General features: G+C 65.9%; 13 protein-coding genes. 7 read left to right on the top strand and 6 right to left on the bottom strand.

Annotation, left to right across the window (positions count from 1 at the left end; genetic code table 11):
* Positions 1–62: 62 nt before the first annotated feature.
* On the top strand, positions 63–1,553 hold the full coding sequence (locus K7W42_RS02945; RefSeq protein WP_224572110.1) for a DEAD/DEAH box helicase: 1,491 nt from the start codon (positions 63–65) through the stop codon (positions 1,551–1,553).
* Between the two features lie 123 nt (positions 1,554–1,676).
* Here K7W42_RS02945 and K7W42_RS02940 read toward each other — a convergent pair whose 3' ends face one another.
* Positions 1,677–2,081: a hypothetical protein gene (locus K7W42_RS02940; protein ID WP_224572108.1), complete on the bottom strand. Its 405-nt coding sequence runs from the start codon at positions 2,079–2,081 to the stop codon at positions 1,677–1,679.
* Between the two features lie 11 nt (positions 2,082–2,092).
* Complete coding sequence (locus tag K7W42_RS02935) at positions 2,093–3,895, bottom strand: sensor domain-containing phosphodiesterase (protein WP_224572106.1); 1,803 nt, start codon at positions 3,893–3,895, stop codon at positions 2,093–2,095.
* A 503-nt stretch (positions 3,896–4,398) separates the two neighbouring features.
* Between K7W42_RS02935 and rfbF the strand changes: the two genes are divergently transcribed.
* From rfbF to K7W42_RS02905, 6 genes are all read left to right on the top strand, one after another.
* A complete protein-coding gene (gene rfbF, locus K7W42_RS02930) occupies positions 4,399–5,169 on the top strand; it encodes a glucose-1-phosphate cytidylyltransferase (RefSeq protein ID WP_224572104.1) in 771 nt (256 codons plus the stop codon).
* 4 nt (positions 5,170–5,173) lie between these two features.
* The gene (lhgD, locus tag K7W42_RS02925; protein WP_224572101.1) at positions 5,174–6,409 is read left to right on the top strand and encodes an L-2-hydroxyglutarate dehydrogenase; all 1,236 of its coding nucleotides are present in this window, start codon (positions 5,174–5,176) and stop codon (positions 6,407–6,409) included.
* Complete coding sequence (locus K7W42_RS02920) at positions 6,406–7,506, top strand: NAD-dependent epimerase/dehydratase family protein (RefSeq protein ID WP_224572099.1); 1,101 nt, start codon at positions 6,406–6,408, stop codon at positions 7,504–7,506. The genes lhgD and K7W42_RS02920 overlap by 4 nt, the downstream gene beginning before the upstream one ends.
* Positions 7,503–8,048 carry a dTDP-4-dehydrorhamnose 3,5-epimerase gene (rfbC, locus tag K7W42_RS02915; protein ID WP_224572096.1) on the top strand — a complete coding sequence of 182 codons (546 nt, stop codon included), beginning with the start codon at positions 7,503–7,505 and terminating at the stop codon, positions 8,046–8,048. The genes K7W42_RS02920 and rfbC overlap by 4 nt, the downstream gene beginning before the upstream one ends.
* Positions 8,045–9,355 carry an NAD(P)H-dependent oxidoreductase gene (locus tag K7W42_RS02910; RefSeq protein WP_224572093.1) on the top strand — a complete coding sequence of 437 codons (1,311 nt, stop codon included), beginning with the start codon at positions 8,045–8,047 and terminating at the stop codon, positions 9,353–9,355. The genes rfbC and K7W42_RS02910 overlap by 4 nt, the downstream gene beginning before the upstream one ends.
* 123 nt (positions 9,356–9,478) lie before the next feature.
* The gene (locus K7W42_RS02905) at positions 9,479–10,255 is read left to right on the top strand and encodes a DUF8692 domain-containing protein (RefSeq protein WP_224572090.1); all 777 of its coding nucleotides are present in this window, start codon (positions 9,479–9,481) and stop codon (positions 10,253–10,255) included.
* 380 nt (positions 10,256–10,635) lie between these two features.
* Here K7W42_RS02905 and K7W42_RS02900 read toward each other — a convergent pair whose 3' ends face one another.
* The 4 genes from K7W42_RS02900 to asnB are packed head-to-tail and all read right to left on the bottom strand — an operon-like array spanning position 10,636 to position 16,391.
* Positions 10,636–12,117 (bottom strand): right-handed parallel beta-helix repeat-containing protein, encoded by a 1,482-nt coding sequence (locus tag K7W42_RS02900; protein ID WP_224572088.1) that lies wholly within the window; start codon positions 12,115–12,117, stop codon positions 10,636–10,638.
* A complete protein-coding gene (locus K7W42_RS02895; RefSeq protein ID WP_224572086.1) occupies positions 12,114–13,385 on the bottom strand; it encodes a glycosyltransferase family 4 protein in 1,272 nt (423 codons plus the stop codon). The genes K7W42_RS02900 and K7W42_RS02895 overlap by 4 nt, the downstream gene beginning before the upstream one ends.
* Positions 13,378–14,529 carry a glycosyltransferase family 4 protein gene (locus tag K7W42_RS02890; RefSeq protein ID WP_224572084.1) on the bottom strand — a complete coding sequence of 384 codons (1,152 nt, stop codon included), beginning with the start codon at positions 14,527–14,529 and terminating at the stop codon, positions 13,378–13,380. Before K7W42_RS02890 ends, K7W42_RS02895 begins: the two co-directional genes overlap by 8 nt.
* Positions 14,526–16,391, bottom strand: a complete 1,866-nt coding sequence (gene asnB / locus K7W42_RS02885; protein ID WP_224572083.1) for an asparagine synthase (glutamine-hydrolyzing) — start codon at positions 16,389–16,391, stop codon at positions 14,526–14,528. Before asnB ends, K7W42_RS02890 begins: the two co-directional genes overlap by 4 nt.
* Position 16,392 lies beyond the last annotated feature (1 nt).

Raw genomic sequence — 16,392 nt, 5'->3', positions numbered from 1 at the left:
GCGCCGCTTCTGCTGGCCCGGTCATGCTCCGCAAGGAGACGACCAGGCGCCCAGGACGGTTCATGACTCAGACTCAAAATAAACCCCGGCGTTCGCCGGTTGCCTCTTCTTCTGACCCCAAGACGCCCCTCTCACGCGACTGGCGCACGCTGCTGGGTGACCGCACCCCCACGCCCGTGCAGGCGCAGGCCATTCCAGCGCTGCTGGAAGGCCGCGACGTGATTACCACGGCGCGCACCGGCAGCGGCAAGACACTGGCCTTTCTGATTCCGGCGGCGGCCCGGGGGTGGGGCCTGAAAGAAACCCGTGGCCTGCGCCCCGAGGTGCTGGTGGTCACGCCCACCCGCGAACTGGCGGTGCAAATCCGGGATGTGGCCCGCGAACTGGGCATGACGGCTGGCCGAATTACCGGCGGTATCACCCCCACCCAGACGCGCCGTGAAGCCAGCGGTAAGGGCCTGATTGCCGGGACGCCAGGCCGCCTGAAAGACCTGATTACGCGCGGCGAGCTGAGCCTGGCTGGCCTGAAGTATGTGGTGCTGGACGAGGCCGACGAACTGCTGTCCCTGGGGTTCCTGCGGGACGTGGGGGATATTCTGGGCGCGGCGCAGCGCCAAAGCCAGGGCGACTTGCAGCTGGCGATGGCCTCGGCCACCTTCCCGGCCGAGATTCGCGCAGTGGCCGAGCGGTTCATGACCCGGCCCGCGCGCATTGACATTGCTCCGGCCGGCGAAACGGCGGCCCCGCAGCAGGACGTGCTGGGCGGCGCCACCGGCGCGACGCACGTGCTGGTCAACACCGAGGCCACTGACTTGCTGCCCCTGGCCGCCGGCCAGATTCAGGAGGCGCTGCGCGAGCCGGGCGGCTGCGTGGTGGTCTTCTGCCGCACCAAGTTTCTGGTCAAGCGCCGTGCCGAGCGCCTGAGCGCCTTGCTGGACGGCGAACTCGTCAGTCCGCTGGAAGGCAACATGGATCAGAAGAAGCGCGAGCGCACCATGACCCAGCTGCGCGAAGGCGAGTCGCGCGTGCTGGTGGCCACCGATATCGCTGGCCGCGGCATCGACCTGCCTGAGGTGCGTCTGGTGATTCACCTGGATATTGCCGCCACTGCTGAAGACCACGTTCACCGCTCTGGCCGCACGGCGCGCGCGGGACGGTCCGGGACCAACCTCGTGCTGCTGATCCCCGAGCAACGCGCCCTATGGCAGAGCATTCGCCGCCGTCTGCCTGACGCCCTCCATCCCCCGCTGACTCCCGACGAAGGGCGGATTGACAAGGCCATTCAGGAAAAACGGGGCCAGGGCCGGGGTCAAGGGGGCGCATCTGCTGGCCGCGGCGCGCCCCAGGGCAGCCGTCAGAGCAGTTCGGCGGGACAGGGGCAGCCCAGAGGCAGTGCGGGTCAGGCCACCCCTCATGCCTCCAGGTCGGGGTCGGCCCGGCCTCAGCAGGCCAGTGGTGGCCGCGCTTCCACGTCCCGCTCACAGGACAGCACGCCCGGCACGGGCGCAGGCCGCGTCGGCCCTCAACGCCCCAAACGGCGCGGTGGTCGGTAAAGCCAGAGCGCAAATGAAGTAGAAGCCAGTTACCATACCGGGCAGGCCGCCTGAAGTTCAGACGGCCTGCTGTCATTTTTGTTGACCAGAACAGAAGACGCTTGAAGGCAGCCACCAGCATTGTCAGTGGCTCTTGACCGAGTGGAGCTGGGGCAGGCGCCTATGCCGCTTCGCTTCAGCACACAGTTCTGGCCACTGATAGTGGGTTTCGAGGGAGAGGTGGCACTTTGCCGCCATCACGAAGATGGAAAACTGCTGAGAGTTTGGTGCTGTTGCAGATTCCTCGCTGACTTTAATGCAGGCTGCGGTTGCTGCTGGTGCGGCTGCCTCAATCAACAGGCGACTGCAAGCTTCTCCTCTACGCTGATGGGACCAGGTCGTCTTGGAGAAGCTCAGGTAGACATCGAGCTGGGTAATACCCCTGAACACTAGGGAAGCCAGAACTTGCCGTGCTGCCCAGCCGTTGATCTCTGGGTTGAGCCTCTTCACCGCCTCAAGAGCATCGCGGTGTTTCCCACCCAGGATCATTCTGGTTGTCCTCAATTGGCGTATTTCAGCAAAAAAACGTTCGGTGGGACGGGATGGCCAAAAATGTAGCCCTGGCCCAGTGGGCACGCCAGCTGGGTCAGCTGCTCGCGCTGCTTGATGGTTTCAATGCCTTCGCCCACCACCGTGATGCCCAGCCGCTGCCCCAGCGTGACGATGGCCTCGCCCACAGCCTGTGACCTCGCCGTTTCACCCAGGCGCCGCACAAAGGAGCGGTCCAGTTTGAGCTGCTGAATACAGAGGTCCTGCATCTGGCTCAGGCTGGAATACCCGGTGCCAAAGTCGTCCAGGGCGACCCGAATCCCCAGGGCCGACAACGCCTGAGACAGCACCAGCGCGTCCTGCGGCGACGCCAGCATGATGGACTCGTTGACATCCAGCACCAGGCGGCCTGGCGAAAAGCCTGTTTCACGGAGAATCCGCTGCACATGCGTCAGGAAGTTCGGGTCCTGCCACTGTTTGACCGAGATATTCACCGTCAGGTCCCATGAGGCCAGCCCCAGCTGCTCCCACTGCACCAGCTGTTCGCAGGCCGTGCGCAGCACCCAGGTGCCCAGTTCATGAATCAGATGGCTCTCTTCGGCAATAGGCACGAATTCCAGAGGGGAAATCCAGCTGCCGTCTGCCTGGGGCCAGCGGGCCAGGGCTTCAAGCCCCACCACCCGTCCACTCTGGAGGTCCACCTGCGGCTGATAGTGCAGCGTCAGCTGGCCGTCCCGGATGGCCTGGGTTAATCGGGCGCGCAGGTCAAGTCGGCGCTGCGCCCCGAGGGTCATGGCCCGGCTGTAAAACTGGTACTGCGCCTTGCCAGCCGCTTTGGCGGCGTACATGGCGGTGTCGGCGGCCTGCAGGAGGTCACTGGCCTGAAGTTCCGGGTCCTGCTCCTCTGGATTGAGACTGTTGGCCGGGTAGATGGCAATGCCCACACTGGCCGACAGCTCAATGGTCCGTTCGCCAATCTGAAACGGCTGTTTGAGGCAGCTCAGGAGCTTCTGGGCCACGCCCGCCGCGTCAAAGGGTTCGGCCAGCTTGGGCAGAAGAATCACAAATTCGTCGCCCCCAAACCGGGCCACCGTGTCGTCACGGCGGATACAGGCGCACAGCCGCCGCCCCGCCTCCTTGAGCAGCTCATCGCCGACGCTGTGGCCCAGCGAATCGTTGACGGTCTTGAAGCCGTCCAGATCAAGAATCATGAAGCCTACCGAGTCGCCGGACCGCTGCGACTGATGAAAGGCCAGCTGGGCGCGGTCCAGCAGCCGCAGGCGATTGGGCAGGCCCGTTAGGGGGTCGTGGTGAGCCAGGTAGGCGCTGCGGTGCTGGGCCGCCTGCCACCGCCGGACCATCAGGCGCAGCTCCAGAGAGTCGATCACGATGGCGGCCAGTTCCCTGAGGAACTGCTGTTCGGCCGCCGTGAAGACGCGCTGCCTGGTGTCGTACACAGCCAGCGCCCCAATCCGGTGGCCATCGCGCGTAATGAGTGGGGCGCCCGCATAGGACCGCACTTTGCCGTGCCTCATCAGGCCTTCCTGCTTGAGGTCCGGGTGGCCTTCCAGGTCGGCCACGGTATAGACCTCACTGCTCGTCACGGCCTGAGAGCAGCAGGTGTGGGCACGGTCAAGTTCCTGAACCGGCGTGCCCTGCGTGGATTTGGCCCAGATGCGGTTCAGGTCCACCAGATTGATGAAGACTACAGGCACGTTTAGAAAGAGCTGGGCAAAGCGGGTGATGTGGTCAAACTCGGCCTCGGGCGGCGTGTCCAGAATCTGATAGCGGTGCAGAGCTTCCAGGCGACTCACTTCACTCTCAGGGCCGGAAGAATCCATAACACTTTATGCGCCCTACAGCGCCCCCGTACATGAGAAAAAAGACTAAAGCAGAGTAAGCCAGACATCGAAAAGCCCGTATTTTCTTCTCTGAACTGAGACATTATGTCGCTCTATACAAGTGGCCTTCTCTCTTTCGGCCAATAAAATCACTCAGTATTGAGGCTTTTTGCCGGTTACCTGGCACTTTGACAGGCAAGAAGAGTGGCTGTAAGTAAAATTGCAGAGCTTATTTCGTGCGACTGTGCACAACAGCTACTCAGCACAGCCGCTCAATCTGGACGACTGTTGATCAGCCCTTTTTGGCTTGTGCCGTCTATTTGTTTCCAGGGGAGACGTTTACATTGGCTTCAATCTTATAGGACTCAAATGCGGCTCACACAGAACTGAGCGTCTGGCAAAGCGGGTGCTATAGGACAAGTCGCCAGGGCCATAGAGACCGTGGACGGCCCGCACATCCCAAGAGAGGTGCTCCCATGAAAGCAGTGGTATTTGCTGGAGGCTTAGGTACTCGCATTAGTGAAGAGAGCACCGTCCGGCCCAAACCCATGATCGAGGTGGGTGGCCGGCCCATTCTGTGGCACATCATGAAAATCTATGCCTCTCATGGCATCACCGATTTCGTGGTGTTATGCGGCTACAAACAGTACATGATCAAGGAGTATTTCGCCAACTACTTCCTGCACATGTCCGACGTGACGTTCGATATGCGCACGAATACGCCGCACATTCACCACGCACACGCCGAACCGTGGCGCGTGACCTTGGTCGATACCGGCGAAGAGACCATGACTGGTGGGCGCCTCAAGCGCGCCCGGCCTTACCTGGAAGACGACACCTTTTGCCTGACCTACGGCGACGGTGTGGGCAACGTGGACATCGCCTCGACCATTGAGTTTCACCGGCGCCACCAGCGCCTGGCCACCATGACGGTGGTGCAGCCCCCTGGCCGCTTTGGGGCCGTGGCGATGGAAGAAGGCTTTACCGTCCGCAGCTTTCAGGAAAAACCCACAGGCGACGGTGCCTGGATTAACGGCGGCTTTTTTGTGCTGGAACCAGGGGTGCTGGATTACATCGAGGGCGACGACACGACCTGGGAAGCCGAGCCGCTGCGGCACCTGGCGCGCGACGGTCAGCTGGGGGCCTACCGGCACGGGGGGTTCTGGCAGCCGATGGATACCCTGCGCGACAAACATGTGCTGGAAGAAATGTGGCGGGGGCAGCAGGCACCCTGGAAGGTCTGGTAGCCGCGTGCGCTACGACTATGCAGTGGTGGGCGGCGGCATCGTGGGCCTGGCGACCGCCCGCGCGCTGGGCAGGCAGCACCCTGGGGCCAGCATCGTACTGCTGGAAAAGGAAGACGGGCCCGCGCAGCACCAGACAGGCCGTAACTCAGGGGTCATTCATTCCGGCATCTATTACACGCCGGGCAGCCTCAAAGCGCAGATGTGCGCGGCTGGTGTGCAGTCCATGACCGCGTTCTGCGAGGAGCAGGGGATTGCCTACGAGCAGTGCGGCAAGGTCATCGTGGCCACCGCGCCCGAGGAGCTGCCGCAGCTGGAGCGGCTGTACCAGCGTGGCCTGGACAATGGGCTGAAAGTGCAGCTGCTCAGTGCCGAAGAGGTCAGGGCCTATGAGCCGCACGTTCAGGCCCTGAAGGGCATTCGCGTACCGTCCACCGGCATCGTCAGCTACCGGCAAGTCAGTGCGGCGCTGGTGGACCTGCTCCGGGACAGCGGCGCCGAGGTGCGCTTTGGCGTGAAGGTCGAGCGCCTCACGGCCTCGGCCGATGGCTACGACATCGGTACGTCGGCGGGCGACTTCGCGGCGCGCGTGCTCGTCAACTGTGCGGGTCTGCATAGCGACCGGGTGGCGCGGCTGGCCGGGACCGACCCACGCAGCAGCATCGTGCCGTTCCGGGGCGAATACTACGAACTGCGGCCAGAACGCCGCTCGTTGGTGCGCGGCCTGATCTACCCGGTTCCCAACCCGGACTTCCCTTTCCTGGGGGTGCATTTTACCCGCATGATTGACGGCTCTGTGCATGCCGGGCCTAACGCCGTGCTGGCGTTTGGGCGCGAAGGTTACCGCAAGCTCGACCTCAACTTGCAGGACTTGCGGGAGGTGCTGGCCAATCCTGGTTTCCGGGCGCTGGCCCGCAAGCATCTGCGCGAGGGCGCCAAGGAAATGCTGCGGTCATGGTCCAAAGCCACCTTTGTCCGTAGCCTCCAGCGGCTGATTCCCGATGTGACGGCCGCCGACATCGTGCCGTGTGCGGCGGGAATCCGGGCCCAGGCCCTGGCGCCGGACGGCAAGCTCGTGGACGACTTTCTGCTGATTGACGGCCCCAATGCCCTGCATGTGTGTAACGCCCCTTCGCCGGCCGCCACATCGAGTCTGGAAATCGGCCGGGCCATCGCGGCGCGGGTGCCTGGGGTCGCCCACCGCCGCAGCTTCTCGCTGACCCGCCAAGGAGTCCCCGCATGAAGGTTCTGATTACGGGCACAGAAGGGTATCTCGGCGCCATCGTGGCGCCCGCCGTCATGCGCGCCGGCATGGACGTGACAGCCGTGGACACTGGGTATTACCGCAGCGGCTGGCTGTACCACGGGGTGGACCAGACGGCGCCCACGCAGTTTAAGGACATTCGGCAGGTCACCCCGCAGGACTTTGAGGGCGTGGACGCCGTGGTCCACATGGCCGAACTGTCCAACGACCCGCTGGGACAGCTGCTGCCCCACATCACCTACGACATCAACCATGTGGGCTCTTTGCGGCTGGCGCGCCTGGCCAAAGCGGCCGGGGTGCGGCGCTTTGTCTACATGTCCTCGTGCAGCGTGTATGGGGTGGCCACGGGCGACGACGTGACCGAACGCTCGGCCGTCAATCCGCAGACGGCGTATGCCAACTGCAAGGTGCTGGTCGAACGCGACCTGCGCGAACTGGCTGACGACCGCTTTTCGCCCACCTACCTGCGCAACGCCACCGCGTTTGGCGCCTCGCCCCGGATGCGCTTTGACATCGTGCTGAACAACCTCGCCGGTCTGGCGTGGACCAGCCGTGAAATCCGCATGACCTCCGACGGTACCCCCTGGCGGCCCCTGGTGCACGCCAACGATATTGCCCGCGCCATCGTCTGTGCCCTTCAGGCCCCTCTGGAGGCGGTGCACAACGAGGTCTTTAACGTGGGCGACACGGCCCAGAATTACCGGGTCCGCGACATCGCGCAGATTGTGGCCAGCGCTTTTCCAGGCTGTGACCTGAGCTTTGGCGACAGCGGCGGAGACAACCGCAGTTACCGGGTGTCATTCGAGAAAATCAGCCGGCAGCTGCCGGGCTTTTCCTGTCAGTGGAATGCCGAGCGCGGCGCGGCGCAGCTGGCCGCCCTCTTTGCCCGCATTGACCTGACCAGGGCCGAATTTGAATCCCGTGGCTACACCCGGCTGAAGCAGCTGGAATACCTGCTGTCCACGGGGCAGATTGACCAGGATTTCTTCTGGACCGAGCCCTTTAGCCCCGCCGAGCCTCCGGCGCCTGTTCCGGTGCCCGTTTCTGTTCAGGCCCTTGTGGAGCAGGGACCATGAAGTTCACCGAGACGCGTCTGCCGGGCGCCTTCACCGTGGACATTGAGGTGCGCGAGGATGAGCGCGGCCTCTTTGCCCGCACGTTCTGTCAACATGAATTTGCGGCGCACAGCCTGAAGGTGGAGGTCGCCCAGTGCAACCTGAGCGTCAACCACCTCGCCGGCACCCTGCGCGGCCTGCACTATCAGCAGGCGCCTGTGGCCGAGACCAAACTGGTGCGCTGCACGCGCGGGGCGGTGCTGGACGTGATCGTGGATCTCCGTCCCGACTCGCCCACCTATCTGCACCACATTGCCGTGGAACTGAGTGAACACAACCGCCGCGCCCTGTACGTCCCGGAACTGTTTGCCCACGGGTATCAGGCGCTGACCGACGGCGCAGAAGTGACCTATCAGGTGGGTGAGTTCTATACGCCGGGCGCCGAACAGGGCCTGCGCTACGACGACCCCCGGCTGGGTATCGCCTGGCCGCTGGCGGTCACGGCCATCTCTGCGAAAGACGCCGCGTGGCCGCTGCTGGCCGCTGAGGCGGTGCTCTCGTGATTCTGGTGGACCGCGCGTTGCAGGCGCGCGAGGCCGCCGGCACGCCCGTCCGGGTGGGCATGATTGGGGCCGGGTTTATGGGGCGCGGGGTCGCCAACCAGATTGTCAATTCGGTGCCGGGGATGCGGCTGGTGGCGATTTCTAACCGCACGCTGGCCGGTGCCCGGCGGGCCTACGCCGAGGCCGGTGTGGAGGAGGTCCGGGAGGTCACGGGGCAGGCGGCCCTGGAAGACGCCATTCGCGCCGGGCGCCCAGTGGTGACCGAGGACGCCCGGCTGCTGTGCCGTGCGGAAGGCATTGACTGCCTGATTGACGTGACCGGCGACGTGGAATTTGGTGCTCAGGTCACCGTCGAGGCCATTGCACACCACAAGCACATGGTCACCATGAACGCGGAACTGGACGCGACTGTGGGGCCGCTGCTGAAAGTGATGGCCGAGCGCGCGGGCGTGATTTTTACGGCGGCCGACGGCGATCAGCCGGGCGTGCAGATGAATCTCTACCGCTTCGTGCGCAGCCTGGGTCTCACGCCGCTGCTGTGCGGCAACATCAAGGGCCTGCAAGACCCCTACCGGACCCCGACCACCCAGCAGGCCTTTGCCGAGCGCTGGGGCCAGAATCCCTACATGGTCACGAGCTTTGCCGATGGCACCAAGATTTCCTTTGAGCAGGCGATTGTGGCCAACGGCACGGGGCTGCGCGTCTCGCAGCGCGGTATGCGGGGCCTGGATTTTCCGGGTCACGTGGATGACCTCAAGGCCCTGTACGACGTGGACGAGCTGCGGGCCTGCGGCGGGGTCGTGGATTACGTGGTGGGCGCGCGGCCCGGTCCAGGGGTCTTTGTATACGCGGCCCACGACGACCCCAGACAGCGCCACTACCTCAACCTCTACAAGCTGGGTGAGGGACCGCTGTACAGCTTTTACACGCCCTACCACCTGTGCCATTTCGAGGTGCCGCTGTCGGCGGCGCGTGTGGTGCTGTTCGGGGACGCGGTCTTGCAGGCACTGGGCGGGCCCGTCGTGGACGTGGTCACGACCGCCAAGCGCGCCCTGAAAGCCGGCGAAACCATTGACGGCCTGGGCGGCTACATGACCTATGGCCAGTGCGAGAACGCGGACGTGACGGCCGCGCAGCGCCTATTGCCAATGGGCCTGGCGGCTGGCGCCCGACTGCGGCGGGACCTGCCCCAGGACCATGTACTCACCTACGACGACGTGGTGCTGCCTCCTGACCAGCTCGCCGGGCGCCTGCGGGCTGAACAGGACGCGCTGTTTGCCCCGGTGTCTGCCGCGCCGTCCCTCTGAGAGCGGGAGAGGAAAAGGCGTTTTCTCTTACAGGGGCTTTGAAGAGTCTGCGGTCCCTCCTAACTAAAACCGCAGTGAAGCAGACCCAGGCCAGAGCCTGATTACCGGCCCAGAGGGAGATCCATGAAAGACGTGACTGTGACCTCTGGCTTCTCTGCTCAGCCGGCGCCACATGTGCCCATCACCAATTCACGTGTGGTTCTGCGCCTGCGTGGCCCTGCCCTGATTCGCGTGCTCTCGCTGACGGCGGCGGTGCTGGTTGGCCTCGGGTTCTGGGGCATCTACAGCGTGACCTACTTGCCCGATTATTTTGCGCGCGACCTGATCGTGTCGCTGACCTACCTGAATGGCGAAACCAACCTCGCCTCTCTGTTCTCGACGCTGCTCCTGCTGCTGGTGGCGGCGGTGCTGGGTATCATTGCCCTGGCCAAGGCGGCCACCCACGACGCCTACCGCCGGGTCTGGACGGGCCTGGCCCTGCTGTTCGTCTTTCTGGGAATTGATGAGGGAGTCAGTCTACATGAGCTGCTGATTGAACCGGTACACCGGCTAGTCAAGGTGGAAGGCGTGCTGTACTACGCCTGGGTGGTGCCTTACGGTCTGCTGGCCCTGGCGGTTATGGTCGCCTGCGCGCGGTTCCTGCGTCATCTGCCCCAGGCGGTGCGCAGGGGCATGCTGCTGAGCGGCGCTTTGTACATCAGCGGCGCCCTGGGCCTGGAACTGGCCGAAGGGTACGTGCATACCCTGATGGGCGGGCACACCTTCATCATGGAGGTGCTGATCACCGCCGAGGAAGCCCTGGAAATGGCGGGAAGCATTCTCTTTCTGGCCACCCTGCTGCGGTATCTGCGGCTCGGGCTGCCGGGCCTTGAACTGCGTCTCAGCCAGCAGCCGGATTGATTATCGGCGGGTGTTGCGCCAACACCTTCCAATCTCCTTGGGGACGGCCTTGACGGCGGAAGCCAGAGCCCCCCCGGTGTAAATGGCTCTAGGCCTGTATGCCAAGGGTGCCTAGCGGGGCAGGAGTCTAAGAAGACGACCCATGACGCCCTCAGTCACCACAGAGTATCTCCAGGGCATCATCGCGCTGCCCTGAAAGCGGCTTTCTGGATGCACTTTCTTCAGATACTTACACTTAGCCTACAGACCCTGGCAGCAGCGCAGCAAGGCGCTGTGGATGAACAAGGGCCTCTATAAATTAGAGGCCCCTGTCTCCCACCCCTGCACCGCATTACCCCTCTGGGACGAGGCCTTTCGCCTCTGGCCCTATCCTCCGCTTCTCAAGGGGTGCGGCACTCGGGGCTGTTGTAGAAGTTGCAGTCGCGGCCTACGGCGCCCGCCACCGCCTTCTGCACCGCCGCTCCAAAGGTATTGCGGCTGACGGTGACGGCCGGGTTGCCGTTGTCGGCGTACACGGCCGTTTCGACGTGATCAAAGCGGTTGTTCTCAATCCGGGTGCGGCCAAATCCCCGGTCAATCAGCACGCCCACCGCTGGGCCGTCAAAGAGGTTGTCGGCGATAGAGACGCCGTTGCTGCCCACGATGACCGCGCTGCGGGCCCAGGGCAGCCGGCCAGTGACGGTGTTGCCGCGCAGCACGACGTTATCGGCTTCAATGCGGATGCCGCGCCGGGTGTCCCGGACCTGATTGCCCTCAATCAGGATGTTGCGGGATGGGGGACCATTGCCCCAGGTGTTGACCTTGATGGCGTCTTCCGAATACACCTCTGGCTGACCGCCAGTGCCTTCAATGCGGTTGCCCCGAATCTGGCCGCCGTTGACCGAGTGCATCAGGATGTAGGCCGAGCCGTCGGGCGCCCAGCTGCGCCGGGCCCGCACGGTGTTGTTTTCAATAACCGCCCCCTCTACGGTGGCCGTGGCGCCGGTGTAGGGCATAACCTTGATGCCGTCTTTGCCAAACACGTCCACCGTGTTGTTGCGGTAAACCACGTGATGAACGCCTTCCGTTTTGGTGGCCGTGTTCGAGATGTTGTTCAGGACATTGCCCTCGGCCAGAAAATCGTCGCCGATGGTGGCGAAAAACCCCAGGCCCGCCAGAGCCTTGCCGGCCGGGTCGCCCAGCCCGATCACGGTGTTGTTCAGCCAGCGCTGATGCACGGTGCGGTGCGACCAGCCGCCTGCGCCGCCCGCCCGCTCCAGCACGTTGCCGCGCAGGGTCACCGTGTCGGTGTCCTCGACCCCGATCCCGTTGGTGGGAGCGTCCAGAATATGCAGGCCGGTCAGGGTGATGTTGCGGCCTTGCGCCACCCGGATGCCGTCAATCACGGTGGCGTACGGGTTGGCGCCCGGCACACGCTGACCCACGACCTTGAGGTCGCGCACCGTGACGCCCACGGGCCGGTCAAAATGCAGCATGCCCTCAACCTTGCCGCGCTGGTAGTCCGGCGCCGCCCGGATGGTGGCCCCCGGCGCGCCCCGCACGGTCTGGTCCTTGAAGCCGGAAAACACCACAGGGCCCCGGATCAGGTATGTCCCGGCCGGGAACACCAGGTCGCGCCCCGCCGCCTGACTGGCCGCCCGGTTGAGGGCGGCGGTGTCATCGGTGGTGCCGTCGCCCCGAGCGCCAAAAGCTGTGACGCTGACGGTGGGCCGCTGCGGCGCGGCTTGCGCCAGCACACCTGCCGGCGCGGTGTCCGTCGCCAGCGGCGGGGTCAGGGAACCGGACGGCGCCTCCGCCCGCTGCACCAGGCCGGCGCCCAGCAGCAGGCTGGCCCCCAATCCCACCAGCGGCGCGGCGTTCATGCTGGGTTCCGGTGAGCAGCGGTGGCGCCTGCGCCGGTTCTCAGGGCGCGGGCGTAGGCTTCCAGGAGCTTAGGGGCCTGGTGGTCCCAGGCCAGGGCGTCCTGCATCCGGGCCTGGCCGATGCGGCCCATCTCGGCCCGGCGGGCTGGGTCGGCCAGGAGGGCCAGCAGCTGGCGGGTCAACTCCTCCTCGTCGTTGGGCCGCGCGTAGACAGCGGCGTCGCCGGCCGACTGCCGGCCTTCGGTGAGGTCAAACTGCACGGTCGCTTTGCCCAGGGCCATGTATTCCAGCACCTTGTTCATGGTGCACACGTCGCTGTAGGCCGTCTGGGGGTCAGGCGCCACACATACGTCGCAGGCGCTGAGGCGCTGAATCAGTTCGGTCTGGTCGGTCAGCATGCCGGTAAATTCCACGTAGGGGTCCAGCTTCATGCGGGTACACAGCTGCTTCAGAGGCTCCAGGGAAGGCCCGCCGCCAATAATCATGAACCGGACATCGGTGCGGCCCTGGGCCACCACCCGCTGGGCCACCCGCAGCAGGATGTCCAGCCCGTCCTGAGAGCCCAGCACCCCCACGTAACCCACCACATTGGCAAAGCCCGCCCGGAAGTGCTCGCCGCCTGACTGCGGCGCAAACCGCTTCAGGCGGGGCCCGCTGCGCACCACGAATACGTCCGCCGGGGCTTTGCGCCCACGGGTCAGGGCGAAGCCGCGCAGAGATTCGTTGGTGGCAATCACCACGTCCGCCAGGGCGTAGGTCAGGCGCTCAGCGAGTTTGAGCACCTGGTACACGGCGCCGCGCCGGCCAAACTTGGCCTCGTACATTTCCAGGGTCGCGTCGTGGTGGTCGAAAATCAGTGGTGTCCCGAACAGCGCTTTAAAGGGTGCGGCCACCAGAAATAGCAGGTCCGGCGGGTTGCAGATATGAATCACGTCAAAGCCGCGTTCACGCCGAATCCGCCAGGCCAGCCGGGTTTCATGCCACAGCGCCGCCAGATATTCGCGCACGAAGGTCAGGCTGCCCTCTCCCTCGGGCGGCAGGGGATGCCGGTAGATGGCTACCCCCTCCAGCAGTTCAAAGGGCAGGTCCTGGCCGCGCCCCATAGGGCAGATCACCGAGACTTCATAGCCTGCCGCCCGCAGCGTGGTCGCTTCCATCCAGACCCGGCGGTCCACAGGCACCGGCAGATTTTCCACGATGATCAGCACCCGCCGGCCGGCGGGGCTGGCCCCGTGCTGGGCGCTTCCTCCGACTGCCGCGTCAGTCATGGGCCCCCCGAGGTGCCGTGCGGGTCAGGGTCCGGTACAGCGTGTCGAGGCTGTGCCAGGTGCGCTGAATGTCAAAGGTCTGCCGGGCGCGGGCGTACGCCGCTGCGCCGTACTGCTGGCGGACCTCTGGCTGGTTCAGCAGGTCGTTCAGAGCGCTGCACAGGGCGTCCGGGTCGCCCGGAGGCACCAGCCGGCCGCTGACCCCGTCTTCAATCAGGTCGGGAATGCCGCCCACCCTGGTAGACAGCAGCGCGAGGCCGCGCGCCATGCCTTCAAGCAGCGCCAGCGGCTGGCCTTCAAAGTGCGAGGGCAGCGCCAGGATGTCGGCAGCGTCCAGTGCGGCCGCGACCCCAGCCGGGTCCAGCCAGCCTCGGAAGGCCACGCTGTCCCCCAGGTCCAGTTCGTTCACCAGCCTGTCCAGTTCGGGCCGCAGGGGACCGTCCCCCACAAAGGTCAGCCGCGCGCCGGGTGGACGCTGGCAGCGGGCCCAGGCGCGCAGCAGCCCCACCGGGTCTTTGCGCTCTATCAGCACCCCCACAAACAGCACCTGGGGAGCAGCATGCTGGGCCAGCACGCGCGGCTGCGGCGCCAGAGCGACCCCATTGGCCGCGACCATGACCCGGGCCCCCGGGGCCACCCGAGTAACGGCGGCCCCCAGGGCCGGCGAGAGGGTCACCACCCGGTCAGCCCGGCGCAGCGTGGCGCGCACCAGGGCGCGGGCCAGCGGCGGGCAGCGGCTGTAAAAATCCTCGAACTCGCCCGCATGCAGGTGCAGCACCGCTGGCACCCGGAACAGCCCGCGCGCCGCCCACAGCAGCAGGGCCTTGCGCACAAAGCTGCCATACGCCGCCGAGTGCAGGTGAATCAGGGCGGGCCTGGCGGTCAGGCAGCGCCAGACCAGGGCGCCGGCGCCGCGAGCAAACAGCGCCAGGCGCCGGGTCGCCGACCCGTCGTCATGGGTGACGAGGCGGCGGATGTGCCAGTCGGCAAACAGAGAGGTGGCTTCCAGCGCCTGGGTGTAGCCGTGGATGCCGCCGCGCGCCGCCGTGGCAATCCAGAGGGTCTGGGGCGCGCCCATCCGGGTGCCTGCCCGGCGCTGACGGGCAAGGGGCGCGGCGCCTTTGGGCCAGAGGTCCTGGGTCATGCGGGCACCAGCTGTGGCCGCGCCGCGCCCAGCCACAGTTCCAGGCACAGGGCCGTCCAGGCCAGCTTGGCGCCGCCGGTGGTCGCCAGCGCCTGGGGTGAGAGAAGCTGTTCAAGGTCCGCCGCGCCCAGCCACTGGCGCAGCCGGGCGCCCGGCGCGAGCAGGTGGTCGTGGGTCATGGCCCGCAGGCCGGGGTCGCCCCGCAGCCACTCGCCCAGCGGCAGCCGAAACCCGCTCTTGGGCCGTTCCAGCACCTGCCGGGGCAGACGGCGGGCAAAGGCGCGGCGCACCGGCATCTTGCCGCGCAGGCCACTGAGTTTCTGGCTGTCCGGCAGCGCCACCGCCCACGGGGTCAGCGCAAGGTCCAGCATGGGCACCCGCTGCTCAATGGACGCCTGCATGGTCGTGTAGTCGCCCCGGTGCAGCAGGTTGTTGGGCAGCCAGGCGTCCAGGTCCAGCACCTGCATGCGCTGGAGGTCGCTCCAGCCGGAAGGGTAACCGGCCAGGCGGTCTTCCACCCACGTCAGGGCCCGGCCGGGCTGCGCGCCGCCGGCCAGCAGGGCCGATACCAGGCCGGGCGGCGCGGCGTCGTTTTCAAACCAACGCATCCACCGCACGGCGCGCCGCGACTCGGCCAAGGCGTCGGCGGCGATGCCCAGGCGGCCGCGCCGGCCCAGGGGTGTGCGGGCCAGTTTCATGGCGGGCCCCAGCAGCCCGGCGTAGCGGTCTGCGGCGTATTTTGGGTAGCCGGCAAAAGCTTCGTCGCCCCCCTCACCGGACAGTACCACCCGGACATCATTGGCGGCGGCCAGCGACAGTTTGAGCATGGCCACGTCGGCCGGGTCGGCAAAAGGGCCGTTGCGGCTGCCGGACAGGACAGGCGCCAGGTCGGCAAAATCGGCCGGTCCCACCTCGACCTCGTGCAGCTCGGCGCCAATTGCCGCCGCGACGGCGCGGGCGTGGGGCAGCTCGCTGACCTCGCTCTGGGCGCCCCGGAAGCCCACCGAATAGGCCCGCAGCGGCCCGGCGCAGTCCACCGACAGGCGCTGGGCCACGACACTGGAATCCAGGCCGCCACTCAGAAAGCAGCCCAGCGGCACGTCGGCAATAGTGTGGTGCGCCACGCTGTCGGCCACCCGCGCCTCAACCTCGTCGGGCGTGACGGCGCCGGTGCTCTGGCGGCAGCGCTCGATTTCCTCACTGAGGCTGACAAAGCGCACCTGACGGACCATATCCAGCCGGTCATCCACCAGCAGGGCGGTGCCGGGCTCCAGCCGCTGCACTCCCTGATACAGGGTGTGGGTGCCAAACGCATAGCGGTGGGCCAGCGTTTCGAGGACCGAGGTCAGGTCCAGTTCGGGGTCCAGGCCTGCCAGCGACAGCAGCGCCCCGACCTCCGACGCAAAATGCAGGTGCCGGGCCGTCTGGGTCCAGAACAGGGGCTTGATGCCAAACGGGTCGCGTGCCAGGACCGTGCAGCGGCGCCGGTGGTCATACAGCGCGAAGGCGTACATGCCCCGCAACCGGGCAAAGCCGGGCACGCCCCATTCGAGGTAGGCGGCCAAAATAACCTCGGTGTCGGACTGGGTGGCAAAGTGGTGGCCTGCCCCCTCCAGTTCACGGCGCAGGGTCCCGTAGTTATAGATTTCGCCGTTAAAGACGATGGTGCTTAGCCCCTGCACGTCGCTCATGGGCTGGGCGCCGCTGGACAGGTCAATGATGCTCAGGCGGGTGTGCCCCAGCACGGCGGTGCCCAGCGCGCGGCTGTGCTGGGCGTCGGGGCCCCGGTGCTGCAGTGGGCGCAGGTCCAGCGGCGAGGGCAGAACGTCACAGTCAGCAATGGTGCCGAGAATCCCACACATG

This window comes from Deinococcus betulae, assembly GCF_020166395.1.
Classification (GTDB): Bacteria; Deinococcota; Deinococci; order Deinococcales; family Deinococcaceae; genus Deinococcus; species Deinococcus betulae.
The sequence above is the reverse complement of the archived record's forward strand: the minus strand, read 5'-3'. Positions and strand labels throughout refer to the sequence as shown.